Source organism: Nostoc sp. NMS7 (genome assembly GCF_017115085.1).
Classification (GTDB): domain Bacteria; phylum Cyanobacteriota; class Cyanobacteriia; order Cyanobacteriales; family Nostocaceae; genus Nostoc.
In genome coordinates, this window is record NZ_JABXKJ010000059.1 from 23096 (window position 1) to 44119 (window position 21024).

The 21024-nt window shown below is 43.6% G+C and carries 16 protein-coding genes and 2 pseudogenes; 6 read left to right on the forward strand and 12 right to left on the reverse strand.

Annotated features, from left to right (window positions below; translation table 11 throughout):
* Positions 1-65 precede the first annotated feature (65 nt).
* Complete coding sequence (gene ispD, locus HWQ38_RS04850; protein WP_292790518.1) at positions 66-749, reverse strand: 2-C-methyl-D-erythritol 4-phosphate cytidylyltransferase; 684 nt, start codon at positions 747-749, stop codon at positions 66-68.
* Between the two features lie 69 nt (positions 750-818).
* Here ispD and HWQ38_RS04855 point away from each other — a divergent pair, with 69 nt between their 5' ends.
* Positions 819-1778, forward strand: a complete 960-nt coding sequence (locus HWQ38_RS04855) for a glycosyltransferase family 9 protein (protein WP_292790521.1) — start codon at positions 819-821, stop codon at positions 1776-1778.
* A 117-nt stretch (positions 1779-1895) separates the two neighbouring features.
* On the opposite strand, the gene HWQ38_RS04860 is transcribed toward HWQ38_RS04855, so the two are convergent.
* The gene (locus tag HWQ38_RS04860) at positions 1896-2366 is read right to left on the reverse strand and encodes a CRR6 family NdhI maturation factor (protein ID WP_292790524.1); all 471 of its coding nucleotides are present in this window, start codon (positions 2364-2366) and stop codon (positions 1896-1898) included.
* A gap of 551 nt (positions 2367-2917) precedes the next feature.
* On the opposite strand from HWQ38_RS04860, the gene HWQ38_RS04865 reads away from it, so the two are divergent.
* The gene (locus HWQ38_RS04865; RefSeq protein ID WP_292790527.1) at positions 2918-3364 is read left to right on the forward strand and encodes a Fur family transcriptional regulator; all 447 of its coding nucleotides are present in this window, start codon (positions 2918-2920) and stop codon (positions 3362-3364) included.
* Positions 3365-3475: 111 nt separating this feature from the next.
* Here the strand turns inward: HWQ38_RS04865 and HWQ38_RS04870 are convergent, their stop codons facing one another.
* A complete protein-coding gene (locus tag HWQ38_RS04870; RefSeq protein ID WP_292790529.1) occupies positions 3476-6514 on the reverse strand; it encodes a pentapeptide repeat-containing protein in 3039 nt (1012 codons plus the stop codon).
* 142 nt (positions 6515-6656) lie between these two features.
* On the opposite strand from HWQ38_RS04870, the gene HWQ38_RS04875 reads away from it, so the two are divergent.
* Together HWQ38_RS04875 and HWQ38_RS04880 are read left to right on the forward strand one after the other, a co-directional pair.
* Positions 6657-8444, forward strand: a complete 1788-nt coding sequence (locus HWQ38_RS04875; RefSeq protein ID WP_292790562.1) for a DUF3685 domain-containing protein — start codon at positions 6657-6659, stop codon at positions 8442-8444.
* Positions 8445-8469: 25 nt separating this feature from the next.
* Positions 8470-9177 (forward strand): phosphatidate cytidylyltransferase, encoded by a 708-nt coding sequence (locus tag HWQ38_RS04880; RefSeq protein WP_292790531.1) that lies wholly within the window; start codon positions 8470-8472, stop codon positions 9175-9177.
* A gap of 98 nt (positions 9178-9275) precedes the next feature.
* Here HWQ38_RS04880 and HWQ38_RS04885 read toward each other — a convergent pair whose 3' ends face one another.
* The 5 genes and pseudogenes from HWQ38_RS04885 to HWQ38_RS04905 all read right to left on the reverse strand — a co-directional run.
* On the reverse strand, positions 9276-9410 hold the full coding sequence (locus HWQ38_RS04885; protein WP_292790534.1) for a hypothetical protein: 135 nt from the start codon (positions 9408-9410) through the stop codon (positions 9276-9278).
* Positions 9411-9523: 113 nt separating this feature from the next.
* Positions 9524-10978, reverse strand: a complete 1455-nt coding sequence (locus HWQ38_RS04890; RefSeq protein ID WP_292790536.1) for an NAD(P)/FAD-dependent oxidoreductase — start codon at positions 10976-10978, stop codon at positions 9524-9526.
* A gap of 144 nt (positions 10979-11122) precedes the next feature.
* Positions 11123-12223 carry a threonine-phosphate decarboxylase CobD gene (cobD, locus tag HWQ38_RS04895; RefSeq protein ID WP_292790540.1) on the reverse strand — a complete coding sequence of 367 codons (1101 nt, stop codon included), beginning with the start codon at positions 12221-12223 and terminating at the stop codon, positions 11123-11125.
* A gap of 26 nt (positions 12224-12249) precedes the next feature.
* Complete coding sequence (locus tag HWQ38_RS04900) at positions 12250-12534, reverse strand: HU family DNA-binding protein (RefSeq protein ID WP_292790543.1); 285 nt, start codon at positions 12532-12534, stop codon at positions 12250-12252.
* A gap of 400 nt (positions 12535-12934) precedes the next feature.
* Positions 12935-13072 (reverse strand): annotated as a pseudogene (locus tag HWQ38_RS04905) (DUF433 domain-containing protein); the annotation flags it as partial.
* 131 nt (positions 13073-13203) lie between these two features.
* Here HWQ38_RS04905 and HWQ38_RS04910 point away from each other — a divergent pair.
* A pseudogene (locus tag HWQ38_RS04910) lies at positions 13204-13434 on the forward strand (Uma2 family endonuclease); the annotation flags it as partial.
* Between the two features lie 536 nt (positions 13435-13970).
* On the opposite strand, the gene HWQ38_RS04915 reads toward HWQ38_RS04910, so the two are convergent.
* The 4 genes from HWQ38_RS04915 to HWQ38_RS04930 all read right to left on the reverse strand — a co-directional run bounded on the left by HWQ38_RS04915 (position 13971) and on the right by HWQ38_RS04930 (position 19469).
* Positions 13971-16394, reverse strand: coding sequence for an AMIN domain-containing protein (locus tag HWQ38_RS04915; protein ID WP_292790546.1), 2424 nt, complete (start codon positions 16392-16394; stop codon positions 13971-13973).
* Between the two features lie 396 nt (positions 16395-16790).
* Positions 16791-17585: a pilus assembly protein PilO gene (locus tag HWQ38_RS04920; RefSeq protein WP_292790549.1), complete on the reverse strand. Its 795-nt coding sequence runs from the start codon at positions 17583-17585 to the stop codon at positions 16791-16793.
* Positions 17582-18358, reverse strand: a complete 777-nt coding sequence (locus HWQ38_RS04925) for a PilN domain-containing protein (RefSeq protein WP_292790551.1) — start codon at positions 18356-18358, stop codon at positions 17582-17584. Before HWQ38_RS04925 ends, HWQ38_RS04920 begins: the two co-directional genes overlap by 4 nt.
* A gap of 4 nt (positions 18359-18362) precedes the next feature.
* A complete protein-coding gene (locus tag HWQ38_RS04930; protein WP_292790568.1) occupies positions 18363-19469 on the reverse strand; it encodes a type IV pilus assembly protein PilM in 1107 nt (368 codons plus the stop codon).
* Positions 19470-19668: 199 nt separating this feature from the next.
* Between HWQ38_RS04930 and HWQ38_RS04935 the strand changes: the two genes are divergently transcribed.
* On the forward strand, positions 19669-20967 hold the full coding sequence (locus HWQ38_RS04935) for a sugar ABC transporter substrate-binding protein (protein WP_292790553.1): 1299 nt from the start codon (positions 19669-19671) through the stop codon (positions 20965-20967).
* Positions 20968-21024 lie beyond the last annotated feature (57 nt).

A 21024-nucleotide genomic window follows, 5' to 3' on the forward strand; every position in this document is an offset into this window, starting at 1 on the left:
TTGGGCATTGGGCATTCCCCTTGTCTCCCTTGTCTCCCTTGTCCCCCTCATCTTCCTCATCTCCCTCAAAAGCCTCTACTTGTGAGAATAAATTCTGCGATCGCTAAATCTTGTGGAGTAGTCACTTTTAAATTTGTCTCTTCTCCCTCGACAATTCGCACTTTCCAGCCACACCTTTCAAATAAAGCGGCATCGTCAGTTACTTCCCAACCTTGACGGACACCTTCAGCATGGCACTGTTTCAACAACTTGACATCAAATCCTTGGGGAGTTTGTGCTGCCCAGAGTTGTCGTCTGTCGGGTGTTTTTTGAATTATGCCTTGTTCATCGACAATTTTGATCGTGTCTTTGACGGGTATACCAGCAATTAAACCGGGACAGTGGCGAATCGCCTCGGCACAAGAGTTAAATAAATCTGCTGTGACAAGACATCTAGCGCCATCGTGAATTAACACTTGTTCTGCGGCTACTGGTAGCGCCTGCAAGCCATTGTAAACAGATTCTTGGCGGGTGGAGCCACCTTGGATCAATTCCACTGGTTTAGTCAGCTTCAGATCGGCGAGAATTGCTTTCAAATCAGACCAGTCATCAGGTTGAGAAATAATTCCGATCCAAGTGATTGTACTGGCGGCTTCGGCGGCTAATAGAGTCCAAGCAATAATTGGTTGCGATCGCACCAGGAGTAGGAGTTTATTCCGGTTACTCCCCATTCTTTTTCCCATTCCCGCAGCTGGAATTAATAAATACACAGAATTCCTCTATCTTTAAGCTATATATTTTCCCCTAAAATAGGGAGCGAGTAAGCGTCAATAAATATTATGCGAGTAGTAGCCCTTGTACCTGGCGGAATTGGCGACCAAATTCTCTTCTTTCCGACTCTAGATGACTTGAAGCGCCATTACCCTAACGCTCAGATAGATGTCGTTGTTGAACCCCAGTCAAAGGCTGCTTACCAAGTGAGCAAGTCAGTTCACGAGGTACTGGCCTTTGATTTTAAAGACCGTAACAGTCTGGCAGATTGGGGCAACCTGGTGGGCACAATTCGCGATCGCGAATACGATATTGCCATTGCTGTTAACCAAAATTGGTTGATGGGTCTTTTACTCTGGTTGACAGGAATTCCCATACGCATTGGCTACCAAGGCAAAGGCTCGGTTTTTCTTACCGACACTGTGCCGTTCAAACCATCCCAGTATGTGGCGGAACTATATCACGATTTGCTGCAACCATTGGGCATAAAAACTCCTGTCCCAGAGTTAGCAGTAAATGTGCCAAAACCAGATATTGAGTGGGCACAGAAGGAACAAAAACGCTTAGGGGTTCATGAAACAGGTTATATCTTGATTCATGCCGCTTCTGGCCAATTATCCCAGGCTAAAGAACTGGATAAAATCTACCCTGTCGAAAAGTGGCAGCAAATTATTCAAAGCTTCCAAGACAAGCAGCCGGATCTGCCTGTGGTGGTCATTAAGGGGTCTGAAGATCAGCTGTTTATGCGATCGCTTCTGGAGTCTTCTCCAGATATCAAGGTGACTGCGCCAGATGATATTGGTAAGTTAACTGCCATAATTGCTGGGGCAAATTTGATGTTGTCTACTGATAGTGCGGCATTACAACTGAGTGTTGCAGTCCAAACCTATACCATTGCCCTATTTGGGCCAACTGATCCAGCTAAGTTATTGCCGAAAAACGATAAATTCTTGGCTATTGAATCCCCCACAAGAAAAACGGCGGATGTTTCACCAAACGCAGTTTTAGAGAAAATTTGGGGTGGCTAAATCAGCAGTTTGTCCCCATTTCTACAATCAGTCTATTGGATATCCAATGTAGTTATGCGTTTGTTGAATGACCGCAAAACCTAGATGTGACAACTAGATTTTGCGGTTATTTCAGTATTAAAATATCTCAAAAAAAGCATCATCTAATTCATAACCCAGCATTTGGGACATAGACTTCAGCCGCGAGAGGCTGGGGATATCCTGCTGTTTGAGCCATTCACCTAAAATAAAGATTTTGTGCATCAAAAATATTTCTAAGGCTTCAGGATTGTACTGAATGCCTTCTTGAGAACTGAATTGGTGTGGTACAAGCATGGCGGCATAACGAGCAAATTCTCCAGCTTTCCAATCTAGTAAAAATGGCAACCAGGGGTATTTGGCATCTAGGCGCACAAACCACAGCCGCACCTCTGGAATTTCTGATAATTCCCGTGGATCGCCAGGTTGCAGATTATAATTGATATCAAAGCGTAGCTCCTGTTCATGGGATGCAACCCCATCTGGCAGCAGTTGTTCAATCACCGTTGAGGCTGGCGACAAATCCAGATTGTTAATGAAGTTATTATTGAGTGCGATCGCAATTGTCATAAAAAACTCGATACGTTTGGAAATTTGATACTTTTGCTTAGTTTTCGCTGGTTATAACAAATAAATATACATCTAGTACTTTGTCAAGTTAGTAATCCACTCACGTACACCGGATTTTGCTACACTTAAATATTACTTTTATAATTCCGATAAATACTCATATTTAACTAACAAATTATTACAAGTTTCCCGGTAGGCGTAAAGCTCAGTCACAAAGCGTGCTGAGATATAAGCGACTCGTGCAGTTCGACAAGCTCACTGACCACAGTTTTAACTGCATTGAATCTTCTTTAAATAAGGCGTTGCTTTAGCCAAAGTGGACATTTACAGCAATTTTAAGTTAAAGTACTAATGAGTTTGTTTTAGATTAAGGTCTGAGAAATTAGCCGTCAACAAGCAAAAAAATCATTATCGCCACTTGTGACTTCCGCAGCATCAAAAGCCAAAACACAAGTACAGGTAAAAAGCGGTGTGCAATATTATTGCATATATGAAATAACCAATAAACATTTAGATGGGAAAATTCCCACAACAGTTAACAAAGCTGTAATATGCAAAAACAAACAATTTCTACAAAACCAATTCGTTCCTTAGAAGATGCGCTTGATCGCTGTCAAATCCTGGGTATGCGCGTCAGTCGTCAGCGTCGCTTTATTCTGGAACTACTTTGGCAAGCAAATGAACACCTTGCCGCTAGAGAGATTTACGATCGCTTGAACCAACAAGGCAAAGAAATCGGTCATACCTCTGTTTATCAAAATTTAGAAGCATTATCCAGTCAAGGCATCATTGAATGTATTGAACGCTGTGATGGGCGTTTGTACGGCAACATCAGTGACTCTCACAGTCATGTCAACTGTATAGATACAAATCAAATTCTTGATGTTCATGTGGAACTACCAGAAGATTTTATCCGCAAAATTGAAGAACAAACAGGAGTGCGGATTACTGAATACAGTATTAACTTTTTTGGCTACCGCAACCGGCAAGAAGGCTGATGGGAGTTGGGAAATAGGAGTTAGGAGAGACGCGATTAATCGCGTCTGTACAGGAGTTAGGAGTTAGGAGGTTTTTAGAGTCTGGATTCTAGCTTTAATAGGCACTAAAACTTAATAACCATTAGTATCATCAATGAAGTTATTGCCAAAAACTGTCTCATCATTATCATATAAATCCATCGGTAAAATCCTACCTTCGGAGCTTTCAATTAGTCCGATCGCAGGGTTCTTGTTCCAATTAACATCTGTGTTTGACGGGATTTTTAGCGTGTTTGACAAGGGCTGCTGCGATGCCTGCGGCGGTAAACTACGCAAATGTTTCAATCTGGGAAACGACTCTTTGGAGAACAAGGCACCATTATCAGCGGCCAATTTTTTGTCAGCATCAGCGATAATGGCATCAAATAACCAGGCGTTGTTGAAATTAGCAGAATTTAGATTTGTCCCCATCAGGTTCGCCTGTTGCAGATTTGCGCCTGCAAGGTTCGCCTGTTGAAGGTTCGCACCTGTAAGGTTCGCCTGTTGGAGGTTCGCGCCTGCGAGATTTGCCTGTTGCAAATTCGCTCCCGCTAAATTCGCCCCGATTAACTCCGCATTGGATAAGTTTATCTGCTCAAGATTTACCCCAGTTAACATCACTTGCAATAAAGAGGCTCCCGATAAGTTGAGTCCAGCCAGAGACTTGATTCGGGTTGCAAAGGCACTTTTATGCAAAACCGTTGTCCTAGCAATTAGCGCACTCAGCGCATCTGGATTAAATTCTGCAAAATTCGCTGGATTTCCGCAAGGCCAAAAAGGAACTTTTGTTTCTCGGTAACAAGCACAAAGCCATAAAAACACATTCAGCCCTACAGCAGCATTCACCTGTTCAACATTCACCGGGTTTTGTAGTGCGTGAAAATGAGTCAAAGCTTTGTGGGCTATCCCTTCATCTAGCCAACGGCCTTGACAGTAAGCACGCCAGAAAGACAAAAGACGTTGAAACAAAACTTCAAAGTAAAACTTGTGCTTTTGCTGCCGACGCAATCCGGCAATCGCTAGTTCTTCAATTTCCTGGCTAAGTATCCCATAACCGAATAAATTATAAAGGTGTTGGGCTACGCTACTGGGAGAATCAAGCACAAAAGTCAGTGTACCATAAGCCTCATCTTGGCATTGAGTCAGAAATTTAAGTTGGGCTGCAATCACATCTGCACAAAGAAGTTCTCCTAACTTAATATGCGAAAACTCGATTAAAGTACTTTTTGCTGCGTCTTTGACTGAGCTTTCTAAATCCCGAATTTTAAAGTAAAACCCTGGTAAAGTATTAGATTCCTCAGCAAGATTAATTTGATGACGTTGCGAGTGTAAAATTTTCAGAGCGATCGCTTGCATCTGCTTAAGTAAATCTTCGGGATGACGTCCAGCGAGTAAATTAGCGATCGCTTCTGGAGTTCGGTGGATATGAGCCGATCCTGAGCGCAGTAACATCATCTTCATACCACCAATTAGCGGATAGCCTAACAACCATCGACTCAGACGATGATAAATTTCCCATAACAGAGAAGACTTTTGGTTATTAGCAGCTAACTGCAATAGTTGCTCATCTAGCAATCCGTCGCGGTGCAAAATGCCCAACAAATGCAGCATTATGGGTTGACGAATCAGGGCAGATAATTCTGTTAACTTTGATTGGCTGGCAAATAAGCCGGACTGTTTTAAGAATGTAAATAAATTTTGAGAGATCGCCAACGATTGCACTTTTATCCACTGCTGAAACCATTGTTTGAGTTCGTCCGCATCCAATGGCTGAATAATAATTCGCCTCAATAATAGCGGTAGTTCAGAGACGATTTCCGCTAACGTCATTGAGCGACTCGTCAACACAATTTTGTGTCGGTGCTGAGATTGAAAGTTGAGTAATTGCTGAATAAAAATCGCTTGTTCCCTTATACCATGAGCCGAAGGAGGCAGTTCATCTAGACCATCTAGCAACAAAAGACAAGGGAGATTTTCTGGCTCTAACCAAGTTGAAAGATTAACAGGAAAAGCCGAATTTAGGGTTTCGATGAAAGTTTTGCCATATTTTATATCCCGCAACCTAATTAATATCGGCATCCAAGTCGGGTAAAATTCCTGTGCTACCTCTGCCGCCCAAAGTTGGCAAAAACTAGTTTTTCCATAACCAGGTTCCGACTCAATGATGGCGATCGTTTCTAAATCAGCTAGCTGTTGCTGCGCCCATGTTTTTAAATCAACTAGTTTAATAGTTTTTTTATCCGGCTCAGAAATACTTTCCTCTATTGGTAAGCCTTTTTGTGGCACATAAATATCCTTAAGCGCAAAGGATTCCATCAGCAAAGGCATACTCAGGTTTTTAATCAAACTTGCACGGTAATGTTCTCGGTGCAAATCAATTTTCTCACTGACTGTAGAACCAACTTCTGGGGTGATTAAACTGGGAGATAATGAAATCTCCAAACGGAAAAATTTTTGCAGTTGGGCTAAAGGTGCAGCATTCTCAGTAACGACTACCAGTATGTTACCAGGAAGTGAGTTGACCAAACGCTGTGTTAGGAGTTTAGCTTCAGGTGACTCTGCACCATTGGCAACTAACCAAGCGATAACAACGTTATTTATTTGTTGCACCAGTAATGAATCTGCAACTAAAGATAATGCTTGTTCGGCTTGAGTGTCAGTCAATTTACCTGGGCTGAGAGTTTTCAGCAAACCTTGTAGTTGCGGATCTGGGAGCGTAAATTTACCCACATCCTCTTTAAGTATGTGTGATTGAATGGGTATACTTGCCCGATCTAGCCACGGTCTTTGCAAGCTTGCTTCTTGCTTTAGAATTGCTTGCAAAGCCTGGAGATAGGCAATTTGAAACGCTAGCCATGTGCCTTCGTTACGTTTTAATGGTTTTTTTTGACTGAGACTACGCAACAGGTTTTCTGTCAACTGCGAAATCACACTAATTTCTTCCCAAACAATACCTAAAGGCAGTTCTAAAACCTCTACCAAGGTACAGATATCAAAAGGCATCAGACTTTTAACTTCCATATCCTGAACAATCCGGTAGGCAATACCTGCCAATTGCCCCGTTGAAAATCCTCTGATTTGATTGATTGCGATATAGCGTTCTGCCAACCAGTGCCGAATACTCAGGTTCATTTAATTACACAGTGAAGGCTACTATGGCAATTATGCTTGATTTATCAGTTGTCGAAAACAGGTAACAATGGGGAAGACAAAGTTTTGTATCAAAACTGTTTTCTGATTGCAAAAAAACAGTGCTTGTGTAATTGAGTGGACTATGAGCGATCGCCCGATAAAATTATTGTTAATCGACCAAGACCCGATTTTTCGTCTGGGATTACGCGTAGCTCTAGAAGCAATTCCTAACCTGGAAGTAACAGCAGTGGTAGAAACTTACACCCTTGCCTTGCAGATTTTAGCAGAAATTGCTCAACAAGATCCTAACCAAGTAAATTTGGTAGTTTTGGAATTCGGTAATGGTCGCTCCGCCACCAGTCAACAGCTAGGGTTACAATTGTGTCGCCAACTCAGAGTCTTATATCCCAACCTGCCAATTTTGCTCCTCAGTTCTGTGCAAGAACAAGGACTACTATTAGCTGCGAAATCTGTTGGTATTAATGGTTACTGCCCCAAAGGTACACCACTTTCTGAGTTAATCGCCGCCATGCAAGAAGTTGCAGATGGTGGTTCCTATTGGCTTCAGGAAACAGAAGCAATAATAACTCCTAACTCCTGTACAGACGCGATTAATCGCGTCTCTCTTCAATCCCATTCGACTACGCTCACGGCAAGCTCACTTCCTTTTTCTAGACTGCGAAATAATTTACGTTTGTCAGGAATTACTAACATTGACGCTACCCTAGCCGCAATAACAGCACAATTACAAGTTCCCGGACTACCAGTACTAGATCGAGCAATTCTAGCTGGACATCGGCGAGAACTGCTAGCGGCTCGTTGGTTGCTAAATCGGTTGTTGGTTTCATCACAAGAAAGGCAAGAGGAAGATATCCCCGTTGCTGATGTGCCTCTGGCTTCTTCATTGAGTAGTGCCATTCAACAAAGGCAAATTGTGCCACCTTTACTTAGTCCGGGAACACTACAATCTGCCTTGTTTGCATCTTGTGTTACCAAATTTCAATTTTCTTTACGAAATATTACAGATATACCTTTAGAAATTGATATCTTTCGTGAAGATAAAAAACGGGAATTACTTTATCTAATACTGCAAAAATTAGCTGACCAGTTGGATGAACTGCGTGCTGCTCAAATAGAGATAAATCAATTATATGAAGTAAAAAATACCTTAATATATGACTTATGGCAAGCAGCAATTACATATTTTTTTGGCAAATTTTCTCGGATAAAATTAGGAGATCAAAACATAGAAATCGTTAATTTTTTGTTACAAAATACAGAGATTGTGCAAAGAGATATTCTGAATAAAATTCCGCTAGTTTGCGAGTTGTATTCTTATTTACTATTTCAAACAGAATTGAACATTGATAACACCTCTTATCCGGTAGTAAGCATTGAAGCCAAGTCCCAAGCATTAATGATTTTAGAGAACTTGTTGATTCAGGTAGCGAATGGGGTTGTACAACCACTGTTAAATTCTTTAGCAGATGTAGAAGCGATTAAACAAAATTTTTATGGACGGCAATTGATTTCTACAAGAGAGATTGAACGATTTAGAAATAATTTGTCGTGGAGATATCGAATAAAAAATTATATAAATGAGCCAAAAGCAGTTTTTGAAAGTCGGTATGAACTATTTGTAATTGCGCCTCGTGGCATTGCCAATACTTCAGTGTATGCTCCTCGAAATCAGGAGTTAGAAAAGCTTTCTAATATTCCTTTAGTAGTGACATTGCTCCTAGAATTTAGTGATGCGATCGCACCGCGTTTAAAATCACTATTAGCTTTTGTAGGTAGCGGTATAGTCTTCATCCTTACCCAAATAGTTGGTCGAGGCTTAGGTTTAATCGGTCGTGGTATTCTTCAAGGTATTGGCAGCGTATCGTTAGTAGAAAAAAACCTGAGACGAAATAGCGATCGATCTAAGTGAGCCAGAGAACGCGGGGACACGGAGAATGACAAATGATTTTATCGGGCTAGCAATTTCTTATACTTATGCAACTAGTCTGCTTGTCATCGGTGAGGGACTGCGTAGGCTGTTTGGTGTGAAGCCGGATTTGACTCGCAAGGTGATCCATATTGGTGCAGGGATGTGGGTTTTTGGCGTCCTGCTGCTGTTTAACCACTGGGAAATTGGAATTATCCCTTTTGCTACCTTTATCGGACTTAACTACCTGTTGTACCGCTACCGAATCATTGGTGCAATGGATACCCAGGATAGCTCACCTGGTACAGTTTATTTCGCTATTTCAGTGACGCTGCTGTTCGGGCTACTGTGGCGGCCAAAGGGGCCAATAGATGGCGCTGCGATCGCTGTTGCTGGGATAATGGCGATGACCTGGGGTGATGCACTGGCAGCATTAATCGGTAGACGCTTCGGACAGCATAAATACCAAGTGGGAAATTCTGTACGTTCCTGGGAGGGTTCAGCAGCAATGTTTGTAGCGAGTACAGTAGTGATTTTCTTAGTGCTATTGCTGCTACCTGGTTCGTCGCTGAGTCCCCTAGCAACGCCTTTAGGTTTAGGATGGGCATTGTTGACGGCGGTGGTAACTGCTACTTTTGCCACCCTAGCAGAGGCAGTCTCACCCCACGGTACAGATAACCTCAGCGTACCTCTAGTAGCGGCTGGGGTAGTGTGGGTAGCGATGCAAGCGTTTTAAACCAAAATTTGTAGAATATTTCCTCGTTCCCAGTCTCAGACTGGGAATGCCTATCAAAGAGGCTCCGCCTCCTGGGGCTTGACAAGAGGCAGAACCTCTCAGAATACATTCCCAGCCTCCAGGCTGGGAACGAGGCGAACTTCCGAGTTCAAAGGTGCAACTTCGGAGTTCAAAGGCTCAACTTCGGAGTTCAAAGGCTCAACTTCCGAGTTCAAAGCTAGTACTGAATACAAGACTCACCTTGATAGCGCTACTCCAAACTCCTGTACAGACGCGATTAATCCGTCTCTCCAAACTCCTGTACAGACGCGATTAATCGCGTCTCTCCAAACTCCCCACTCCCCACTCATAAATTCCAATTGCGGCGGAAATGAAAGAAGCCTTCTAAAAACTCTTGCAAGGCAATATTGCTATTTAACTTTTGCTTACTCCACTCTCTGGCAGTTTGTTCCAGAATTTCTGAGAAACTAGGATAGACGGGAGATAAATTTGCTAAATCTTTGACTTTAATTTTTTGTGACATTGCCAAGGCAATCAAATTAATTAATTCTCCAGCTTCTGCCCCTAATATCGAAGCTCCCAAAATTTCCCCGTTGCGTAGCACAATTAATTTACACATCCCAGTGGTTTCGTCTCGAAGTTGGGCTGCTGCCACTGTTTTAAAATACTGTCGTAAAACTAAAACTTCATCTCGACGAAATAGACGTTTTGCCTGCGCTTCTGTTAAACCCACTTGCGCCAGCATCGGCACAGAAAACATCGCCCAAGGAATAGAACAATAATTTACTCGTAACCTGGGGAAAAAGAGTGCATTGTTCAGGGCAATTTTTGCTTCATAATTAGCGATATTGGCAAAGTCGTAACCACCAATTACATCACCACAAGCGTAAATCCGGTGGTTAGTGGTTTGCAGTTTATCATTCACCACTAAACTACGCCGATGCCATTTCACACCTACTGCTGCCAAATTTAGGGATTCAAAATTTGGCTGTTGTCCAGTGGCCACTAAAATTTCATCAGTTTCAATGGCCTTATCTCCTGCTTGAATCCACTTTTTATCCCCAATTAGCCTCACCTGAGTTACTGGGTTTTTGGTGAGGACGCGCACACCTTCGACTTCCAACTGCGCCTGAAGCAGTATGGCTATCTCAGGGTCAAGATGCGGGAGAATATATGGATGCTTGACTACCAACGTCACACTGCAACCAAACCGCGCTAAAGTTTGAGCGATTTCAATGCTTTGGGGAATTCCGCCGAGAATTACCCAATTTTTGGCTAATGTCGCTCCCTGTAAGGATTGCCAAATATTAGATAGGGTTAGATAGGCAGTGGCTGGCAATCCTTCAATCTCCGGCATTTCTGGACGCGAACCACTCGCCAGCAAATAGGTACGGGCGCGTAGTAGGCGATTGTTAACGGCAAAAGCTAATTGGGGTGAAGATTGAAATTGACCATTGCCAACGATAACATCGACTCCCTGCCCGGCAAGGATGGCTAGAGAATGCTGTTCTTTGAGATTTGAGGCGACGCATTCAGCATACAGCATCGCTTCTTGCCATGCCATAGATATCTGGCATTCTTCTAAGGTATCAGTGTGTGTGGCATGAATACCACAACTAGCGGCATCATTCAACTTCTGCGCTAGTTTACCAATTTCGGTAAGAGCATGGTGATGAGCAAACCCGTAGTCTACTTTGGGTTCCACCAGGGCAACTGTAGCCCGGAGTTGGGTTGCAGCAAGAGCAGCGTAGTATCCAGCAAGACTGCCGCCAATAATTACAACATCATAATCAATAGTCATTAGTCATTAATCATTAGTCATTGGGCATTGGGCATGGGGCATGGGGCATGGGGGAGAATGAAAAATTACCTCATCTGCCTCATCTCCCCCTTACCAGTACAGACGCGATTAATCGCGTCTCTCCCAACTCCCATTCGGCTACGCTCACGGCAAGCCGACTCCCGACTCCCCACTCAGCGCTGTTAGTAAGCGTTGGTTATCGGAGTGGGAACGTACAGCAACCCGGAAAAAGCGATCGCCTAGTTCTTGAAAGCTCAGACAATCGCGGATTAAAATCTGGTGATGCTTGAGTAATTGTTGCTGTAACTGCGAAGTAGACTTTTGCGACTCAACCAGTAAAAAGTTAGCAGCACTTGCTTGGGGTTGCAATCCGGGGATTTTAGCCAAACCCTGAAAGAGTTGGTTTCGTGCAGGTGGTAGCCATGCCCAGGTTTGCTGCTGAAACTCTGTATCCTGGAGTGCCGCAATTGCTGCCGCCGCCGCTAGCGTGTTTACGGGCCAGGGGTCACGCCATAGCTGCCATTTAGCTAGGCAGTCGGGGTGTGCGATCGCATATCCTAATCGCAGTCCTGGGAGACTGTAAAATTTGGTTAGCGATCGCAATATTACTAAATTCGCATATTCCTGCACCACCGGAATCAGGCTTTGTTCCTCATTGGGCGGCACAAAATCCATAAATGCTTCATCCACCACAACCAAAGCAAATTGCTCCAGGTAGGGCAAAATAGAGTCCCGTGAAAATAGCTTTCCGGTTGGGTTGTGGGGATTATTCAGCAATAGTCCTTTGTCCTTTGTCCTTTGTCCTTTGTCCTTTGTCAATAACCTAGGCGCTTCGCCTTCCCGCAGGGTATGACCAGTGATTAATGACAAAGGACACTCCAGCACTTTCGCGTTGTACGCCGCCAAGGTTCGGTAGTAGTCGCCAAAGGCTGGAGTTATTAAAGTTGTCGCGGCTAATTGAGCTAATTCTCTGCCGATTAAAGTAAGTAATTCTGCGGAGCCGTTACCCGGCAGAATCCACTCAGACGGCAGTTGATGGAAGTGACTGAGAGCTAGTCTCAGTTCACTATAATTTGGGTCTGGATAGTGCTTAAGATTACCAATTTGGGACTGGATAGCAGCGATCGCGCTATTTGGAGGTCCCAACGGGCTAATGCTAGCAGAAAAATCCAGAATAGCATCAGGGGAACAGCCAGCCAGTGCTGCTGCCCAGGCTAAATTTCCCCCATGTGCAGGTTGCCGCATTAAAGAAGGGTTCCCGAAGACAGAACCTATGCTTTTGGGGGTGCTACCTTTTCTCTAAACAGTTTTCCTGCTGAGAAAGCAGGAACCCTCGTCGCTGGGATTTCCATCTTTTCATTTGTTTTCGGGTTGCGACCTTCGCGGGCTTTACGTTCCCGTGATTCAAATGAGCCAAATCCTACCAACGTTACCTTATCACTAGAGGAAACCGCTTCAATAATCGTTTCCAAAGCGGCAGTTAAGACTTGATCCGCTTGTTTCTTGGTAACACCAGCCTTTTCAGCTACGGCATCAACTAATTCACCTTTGTTCATATCAAACTCCTGAAGGTTTACTTGAGATTGTTTACGGATGTAAATTAATACATCTGTACTGAAATATCGGTTCGCGGAAATACAAAAATCATCCTTTAGGAGTACTTTTACTCAAAACGGCTGTACATCCTATCGGCTCGACTTTTCAATGAATCATTCTAAGGTGTTGTAGCCTGATGTGGATAGATGAAACCATTAATTTATATAGATTTCAGGATTTTTTCTAATTTTAGGGTGTTGTTTCACTAAAAACCACCCCAAAAATAGGAAAAAATACCTAGTAAATACCCCGTAGGCGCAGCCCACCGCAGGCATCACGAGGGGAACAGGGAGTTGAGAGGTGGAAGATCGTTAGTATTTATTAGGATTAATTACCGATGTTGAAGAGTTATTGCTGAGATTAACCAATTGTTATGAAAAATGGTTTGTAGTCAGCACAAGCCTGGATGTCTTCTGACTCTAAATCAGGAAAATCCTCTAAAATTTCGGCTGGACTCAGATTTTCAGCCAGCATCTCTAAAATGTCACTTACACGGATATGACAATCAAAGAATAACTTGTTGCAGCAAAATGCTGAAAGTTAGCATTTCATCCCCTTTTCTTGTGGTGTAGAACAAAATGGATATAGGTTTGTAGCCCAGCCAGTCAACAAAAACCGGAGATACTCCGATGACAGCACTTACATTAAACCTCAATTCTGTAATTAAACTGACAAGAGAGCAGTTTTATCAATTGTGTGAAGAAAATCCCGATTTAAAATTAGAACGCAATGCCCAAGGAGAATTGATTATAATGCCACCTACGGGAGGAGAAACAGGAAAAAGTAATTCTACTATTAACGCTCAAATATGGTTCTGGAACGACCAAAATCAATTAGGCGAAGTTTACGCAAACAATAGCCGAAAAGAATGATTTTCTTCTTAGGGGCAATTCATGTAGCTTTAGCTGACCGCAGGGTATTGCCCCTACCGTGTGTAGTTTTGGGTAATACCCTTTCACTTTAATAATGATACAAATACGTTGGTAGGGGCACAGCAATGCTCATGCGTGTCAACTTAACGTAAAACCCATGTCCCACAAGGAACTGAAGTTCCTTGGCTTTTAGCGAAAGTCATCTCAAGATGACTAAATAATCTGAAAAATCTTTAGTCTACTTGAGTAGACTTTAGCTAAAAGCCAAAGAACTTTAGTTCTAGGCGGGTGAGTCAGCCAACAGTTAAGCTATTTCTAGCTTAAGTTGACACCAATGAGCTTTTTCTGTGCCCCTACGAGAAGTCTATATGTATCAGGGTTTGTGTGAAATGGTTATAAGTCCTATTTATTCTAGAATGACATTTAAACTTAATCCTACTCGTGAACAAGAAGATCCCCGACTTCTTAAAGAAGTCGGGGATCTGAGCCTTTGTCAGAGGTGACTCACCTGCACATTATCTTTATTACCTGCTAGGAAGCTTCAAGCCTCGACGCTCAAGAATTTGCCGCACTTCTGGGCTGGGGTTGTAGTTATAGCCGTAGGAGGAGTTCTGAGAGTCATCCATAATCTGAGGTGTGAGCAATACAATTACCTCATTGCGCTGGTTGGATCTGTTTGTACTTCTAAACAGCGCACCAATAAGGGGAAGATCACCCAAAATAGGTATCTTGGAGATATTTGTCCGGTCTTGGTCTTGAATGATACCTGAGAGAATGAGTGTTTGACCATCTCGTAAGCGAATTAAGCCAGAAGTCAGAGAGCGCTGAGACACTAAAGTAATACTTCCATTTCCTGTATCTGCTGTGCCTGAAGGAGCGCTGACAGTAGGAGCAACCGATAGAGAAACGAAACCATTATCGTCAATCCGCTCAATTCTTACATTCAAGGTTAAGCCAACTGCTTGTTTCGTAATTGTTCTATCTGTTCTAGAACCACCAGAAGTATCCGTTGTTTCGAGGGTTATATTTCCCACTACTTCTTGAGTCAGGTTGATAAGAGCCTGCTGACCTTCTTGCACAATTAAGGTTGGGTCAGTCAAAATCTTGGCATTGCCATTTGTCACTTGAGCTTGCAAGCTAGTGAGAAGACGTTTAGGGAATTGGTATAGAGAAGGCAAAGATGTAGTAGCTGTACCAAGAGCACCTTGTGTGATACTTGATGTCCCATCGGCGTTCCTTGTAATGATGTTATTGGTTGCTGGGGTGATAGTAGTGAAACCTGGTTGTAGGGGGTTTGTACTACTAGGCGAAATAGGTTGATAGAAAGAGGCACTTCCTGGATTTGCGACTGTAGTGATGCTACCGTTTGGGTTTATTACTACTGTACCTGGGGTAGTTCCTGGAATAGATACGGTACTATTGGGGTTAAGAAAAGGCGTTCCTGTAATTGGATTCGTAATAGTAGGCGTCTGAGTCACACTGTTTCTCGCTTCAGCACTAGTAGCTGGTCTGGAACCGCCGAAATTAAAAGACGCTGCACCACCATCACTGCTGAAGTAGTTGTTACCAATTCCAAAGGAAAAGCTAGTGTTGTAGTCCTGGGTGTTATTGAGATTAACATCGATAATCTTGACGTTAACTACCACTTGACGACGGCGGATATCAAGCTGAGTTAGTTGAGCGATCGCCATCTCAACTAGCCTGGGAGAACCAATTAAGGTAATGGCATTGGTGCGTTCGTCTCCTAATGCCTGTAAACCTCTCAGTAATGGGCTGGAGTCTTTAAAATCAACGCGTAGAGGTTGAACTTGGGTTTCCGTCGTCGTCTGAGTTTGGGTGATAGGCGCAACTCCAGCCCCCACCGGTATGGCATTAACGCTGGTAACTTGTCGTTCGCGGCTGACTGCGCTTTCTGCTCCTAAGGCGACCAAAAAGTTCAGGGCGACTCCCACCGTCACCTGATTAAGTCGCAGGCTACGCATAACCATGTCACGGGTCGCATTAGGTAGTTTAGCCCCAACAAAAACTGTCCGACCACTGCGATTAGCTTCTAGACCACTCAAGCGCAAAACGTAGTTAAACACATCTTGCACTGGCTCGTTTTCTATATCTAGGGAGATTGTTTGAGAGGTTGCTGGTGCTGCGGCACCTTGCTGACCTCCAGCAGCTTGCTCACCTCCTACGTAAGCCAGGTTGAGATTAGCAGCACGGGCAAGCAATGACAAAACCTCACGCACTGGCGCATCTCGCAGTACTAAGCGGGGTACACGTTCCTGAGTTCCTAAGTCAATGCTGCTAGGAGAAGCATCGGTAGCAGAAATAGCAATATCTCCCACTGGTGGGGCGATCGCTCTAGGTAAGAAAGGTGGTCCCTGACTCAGAGGTTGACCTGGCCCAGTAGGTTGTGCAGGTTGTCCGTCAATCGTGACTAGCGGGTTGGGAACGAGAACGCTTGGCTTTTGACCAAATTGGACTGGAGTAGTAGCAGGTGGTGCTGTGGATGTTGGCGCTGTTGGCGTTGGTACTGATACTGTAGTGCCTGCGGATGGGCTAAAGCTGAGTGTAATTCCATTTAGCGATCGCACTATAGGTTGATTACTAGGTGTGTCATTGCTGCCAGTTACCGTCACCCGGACACTATTGGCATCAAGCTGACTAACCTCAACAGACGCAATTCCTGGTGCTGGGCTATCTTGACGAAAACCTTTGCCTTGTGGTAATCGTAATTGAGTATTGATAATATCTGCAACTAAAGCCTTGCCTGTTTTTGTCGTGAAAACTTGGGGGCGTGACCCTGAAGAAGTTTTCAAAACCACCTTAATTCCACCATCAACTGGATTTAATTGGACATCAGTAATTTGACTAATTTGTGCCCAAACTGGTTGGGCTGCCAAAAATACAAAAGCGGTAGCACCCAATATAAAACTATTACCGTGAAGCTGTTTCACACTTCATTCCTCACACTATAAAACCTTGTTTACAAACAATTTTGAGTAGTTCGCCATCAGTGGTGAATTTTAGAAGTTAGGAGTTAGAAGCGATGCCCTGAGCCTTTCGACAAGCTCAGGGTAAGACCTGCCGAAGGGTTAGGAGTTAGTAGTTAAGAATGAGGAATGATAACTCACAATTCATAAGGGATTTGCAACAAATAAATTATCCAATCTTGTGGGGTGGGCAGCGTTCGACTGAGCGCTCATGCCGAAGTCTTGCCCGCCTTTGGCTATGGGCGGGCAAGATGCCCACCCCACAAGAAGTAGTTAAGTATTTTTTTATTTGGAAATCCTTAACTCCTAACTCCTGTACAGACGCGATTAATCGCGTCTCTCCTAACTCCTAACTTTTAACTACTTTTTCGGGACAACTGGGGCAACTGGGGCAACTGGGGCAGCTTTAGCTGCGGCGGCGGCTATTTCTTCTGCACTAAGTGGCATCAATACCTGTAATTGAAATGATGTATTAATCGCTGCTGGCCCTACCAGCAGCGGCGTTTTATCTAATGGGGATCTTGACTCTACTGGAGCCAAAGTTACTTGATAATCTTTAATTGTTAACAAAGGCTGCAAACGCTCAATGTTACGAATTATCGATTGTGTTTGTTCATAAGTTCCTGTAATTTCGGCATTGATGCTGCTGCGTTGCAGCTTGCCGTCAACTAGTAGTCCTAGACTTCCATCGGTAATCGGTTCTGGTTTTTGGGAAACTGGCACAAATTTATTCAGTTTGGCTCTCACTCCATTAATAGAAGTTGGAGTATTCCCAGATTCAACTAAACGGTTCACATCCAACAGCAATGTATCTAAGGTTTTTTCGTTAGCAAATAAACCTAAAACCTGAACTTTTTGCTGGGTTGCCTGTGCTAACTCATCTTTAACTTTGTCAATCTGTTTGATACTGGCTTTTTTTTGGTCAACTTGCGCTTGCAGTTCGGTGTTTTTGGCTTGCTGCTGCTGATAGGTTTCCCAAGCTGGCATCAGCAGGTTTAAGAATATATAAGCTGCTCCCGCTATACCAATTACCCCTACCAAAATCCCAATAATTTTTGGTGTGAAGGCAATACCAAAGACCACCGGAGAGGCTGGTGTTGCCTCCTCGAATTCCCCACCATGTTCGGCAAAATTTAAATCATCACTCAGCGTCATTTTGGAATGACTCCTATTTTTTGCATACTACGAATTCGAGTCACTAAGCCCACTGTGCCTTTTTTTTCCAACTCCCGGATTAATTCCGAAGCTGGAACATCGCTCATGCTCGATTGAATAGTGTATTCAACTACTTGGGGTGGCTTAATTATTACACCAGTATTAGGTTGACCCGTACCTGGGGTTAAGGGAGCATCTACTAAGGTTGCCTTCAGAATTCTGCTTTCTGTGGACTTCAAGAACTGAGACTGTTGTAAAATCAATAAGAAATCATTGACATCGTTAAAAGAACGAGCCAATCCGGTAATTTCTAATCCCCCGGCGGGATTGCTTCGTGGCTGACCTACCACTGCCGCAACGGGTGGGATTTGCTTGATGGTTTCGATTTGCACTGCTGCTGGGGTGCGATCGCGCAAATCTTGGAGCATTGCTGACCAAGGACGAATCTGATCAAATACACTGACTAAAGCTTGCGTTTGCGCTTTAATTGCATTTGTCTCCGCTTTGATTTTGCTAATATTTCCGATTTGTGTATCTAACTTCTTGCTTTCTTGATCTAGTTTTGCTGCGTTCGCCTCTAATTCCCCAATTTTCCCTTGCAAAAACCAGAAACTAACTCCCAATAAAACTGGAAGACCTACACCTAGTCCAACTCCCACATACACTGGTGTCAAATCCCCCGTAGGAAGCTTTAGACCTATTCCTCCTTTTCTCTCAGGCTTTTTCTGGTATGCTGGCCGGTCTTTAAGAAAATTAACATCTAGGCTGTACATTCTGTTACACCTCTCGCATTCCTAGACCAAGTACGATCGCCAAGCCAGAGCGTTGTACCTGTGGATATTTCTCAATGTCAACTTCCAAGGCCAAAGCCCCGATTGGATCTATTTGGGTAGTTGGCAAGCTCAATCGTTGAGTAAAAAATTCATCTAGCTGTTGGAGTCCACCACCTGGACCAGCTAATAAAATCTGCGCTACCTCCATATTTTCACTTTGATTCAGGTAAAAATCGATGGAACGACGCAGTTCATCGGTTAGTTCTCCCAATACTCTCAATATCGCTGCCATACCAGGATTGAGTTCGGTAACGCCGGTTTTCCCACCATCTATGGGAGTTGGAGGAATAACCATTCCGTGTAACAGTTCCATATCTCGTGACGTGGGTAAGCTCATTGCCCTTGCTAAAGCAGTTTGCATTTGATAAGTCCCGATTGGAACTGTGCGCGAAAATTGCGGCACTCCGTTAACGATGATCGCGATTTCTGTACTATCGAACTCGATATCAACTAGTACTGCTGCTTCTTGCGGCCCAAATTGTCGCAGTTGATCGCGAATAGTCCGAATCAGCGCAAAACTGTTGATTTCTAAAACATCGAGTTCTAATCCTGCCTGCTCGAATGTACTTATATAGGTATCCGTTATCTCCTTGCGGGTGGCAACTAAGAGTACGTGTACTTTTTCAATGCCATCCTCATCTACAAAGTAGTCAAGTTTTTGATAATCTACATCAGCCTCTTCACGAGGATAGGGTAAATACAAACCGGCTTCATGGTTTAGCACCATTTCTCGCAGTTCTTTGTCATCTAACTCCGTTGGCATGGGTATTATCCGAACGATGGAATCTCGCCCCGGTACAGCAGTGGCAACGCGAGAAGTTTTGATTTTGCTCTCAGCTAGCGCCTGCTGGATTAATTCCGCCATTGTTGCGGGGTCGCTGATTTGACCATCCGTAACTATGCCTTCTGGAACTGATACCGATATAAAGGTTTCTAGTTTCAAGCCTTGACCTTGCTTACGTAGCTGAACTACATTTACCCGTTCGGGAGCAAGTTCAATGCCAACGCCTTTATTCGATTTGCCAAACAGACCATTGAACCTTTTGGCCACAAGTCCAATGCCAGCCCCTTTATTCGCTTTGTCAAACAGACTAGTGAAGCTTTTTACCACAGTTGTGCCCGGTGGACTGCTAAATTGGAAATTTAAATGTACTAAAAGATGGATTTTGTGCTAGGTAATTTATTTAGCCTATAATCTCGACATTCTGCCTAAGCTTTTCAAACTGAACAAGCGTAAAAATACTGGGAAAATGATTCAATTACGAAAATTTAAACAATTTGTTGCTTTGGCACTGCTTGGCTTATTAACCACTTGGATTGTAAGTTGCAGCACAGGTAATGTTGGTATAAGTACGAAACAAGCTACTTCAGGAGGGGCAACTGTTGAGTTTTGGACAATGCAACTCCAACCTCAATTTACCGACTACTTCAAAAGCCTAATTGCGAGTTTTGAATCGCAAAATCCAGGTATAAAAGTTAACTGGGTTGATGTACCTTGGGCGGCGATGGAGAACAAAATTTTAACAGCTGTCTCCGCAAAAACGCCACCTGACGTAGTTAACCTCAATCCGGGTTTCGCTTCCCAACTTGCCGGACGAAATGCCTGGTTAGATTTAGATGCGAAAGTCCCAAACGATGTACGTTCCTCCTATCTACCAAATATCTGGAAGGCAAGCACCCTGAATGGCAAGAGTTTTGGGATTCCTTGGTATCTCACCACACGGCTAACTATTTATAACACCGATTTATTAAAACAGGCAGGTATCAATAAACCACCCGCCACCTACGCAGAATTGGCACAAGCAGCCCAACAAATTAAAGATAAGACGGGGAAATATGCCTTTTTTGTGACTTTCGTACCGCAAGATTCCGGGGAAGTGCTGGAATCTTTGGTGCAAATGGGGGTCACTTTAATAGATGCTGATGGGAAAGCGGCGTTTAATTCAGCACAAGGGAAAGCAGCGTTTCAGTATTGGGTAGATTTGTATAAAAAAGGGTTGCTTCCTAAAGAAGTTTTGACGCAAGGACATCGCCACGCGATCGATTTATATCAATCTGGAGAGACTGCGTTTCTAGCTTCTGGGCCAGAGTTTCTGAAAACGATCGCTAACAATGCCCCAAAAATCGCTCAAGCTTCGGGAATAGCACCCCAACTGACTGGTGACACAGGCAAAAAAAATGTCGCGGTGATGAACATAGTTATTCCCCGCGATAGCAAACAACCAGACGGGGCTGTGAAATTTGCTTTATTTGTCACCAATGACGAAAATCAGTTAGCCTTTGCTAAAGCTGCAAATGTCTTACCTTCTACAGTCAAAGCATTGTCTGATATTTACTTTAAAGATGTTCCGGCTAATGCTTCAACAGTAGAAAAAGCGCGAGTTATCAGTGCTAAAGAACTGGAACACGCAGAAATATTAACCCCGACTTTGAAGGATTTTAACAAACTGCAAAAGGCCGTTTACGAGAACTTGCAAGGAGCAATGTTAGGGCAGAAGACCGTAGATAAAGCTGTAGAGGATGCGGCGCAGGAGTGGGATCAAAGATAAATTTGGGCATTGGGCATTGGGCATTGGGCATTGGGCATTGGGCATTGGGCATTGGGC

Excerpts from the sequence above, each read along its gene's own strand:
- HWQ38_RS04855 (WP_292790521.1), top strand. The coding sequence starts at position 819 with ATGCGAGTAGTAGCCCTTGTACCTGGCGGAATTGGCGACCAAATTCTC.
- HWQ38_RS04860 (WP_292790524.1), bottom strand. The coding sequence starts at position 2,366 with ATGACAATTGCGATCGCACTCAATAATAACTTCATTAACAATCTGGAT.
- HWQ38_RS04865 (WP_292790527.1), top strand. The coding sequence starts at position 2,918 with ATGCAAAAACAAACAATTTCTACAAAACCAATTCGTTCCTTAGAAGAT.
- HWQ38_RS04870 (WP_292790529.1), bottom strand. The coding sequence starts at position 6,514 with ATGAACCTGAGTATTCGGCACTGGTTGGCAGAACGCTATATCGCAATC.
- HWQ38_RS04875 (WP_292790562.1), top strand. The coding sequence starts at position 6,657 with ATGAGCGATCGCCCGATAAAATTATTGTTAATCGACCAAGACCCGATT.
- HWQ38_RS04880 (WP_292790531.1), top strand. The coding sequence starts at position 8,470 with ATGACAAATGATTTTATCGGGCTAGCAATTTCTTATACTTATGCAACT.
- HWQ38_RS04890 (WP_292790536.1), bottom strand. The coding sequence starts at position 10,978 with ATGACTATTGATTATGATGTTGTAATTATTGGCGGCAGTCTTGCTGGA.
- cobD (WP_292790540.1), bottom strand. The coding sequence starts at position 12,223 with ATGCGGCAACCTGCACATGGGGGAAATTTAGCCTGGGCAGCAGCACTG.
- HWQ38_RS04900 (WP_292790543.1), bottom strand. The coding sequence starts at position 12,534 with ATGAACAAAGGTGAATTAGTTGATGCCGTAGCTGAAAAGGCTGGTGTT.
- HWQ38_RS04920 (WP_292790549.1), bottom strand. The coding sequence starts at position 17,585 with ATGACGCTGAGTGATGATTTAAATTTTGCCGAACATGGTGGGGAATTC.
- HWQ38_RS04925 (WP_292790551.1), bottom strand. The coding sequence starts at position 18,358 with ATGTACAGCCTAGATGTTAATTTTCTTAAAGACCGGCCAGCATACCAG.
- HWQ38_RS04935 (WP_292790553.1), top strand. The coding sequence starts at position 19,669 with ATGATTCAATTACGAAAATTTAAACAATTTGTTGCTTTGGCACTGCTT.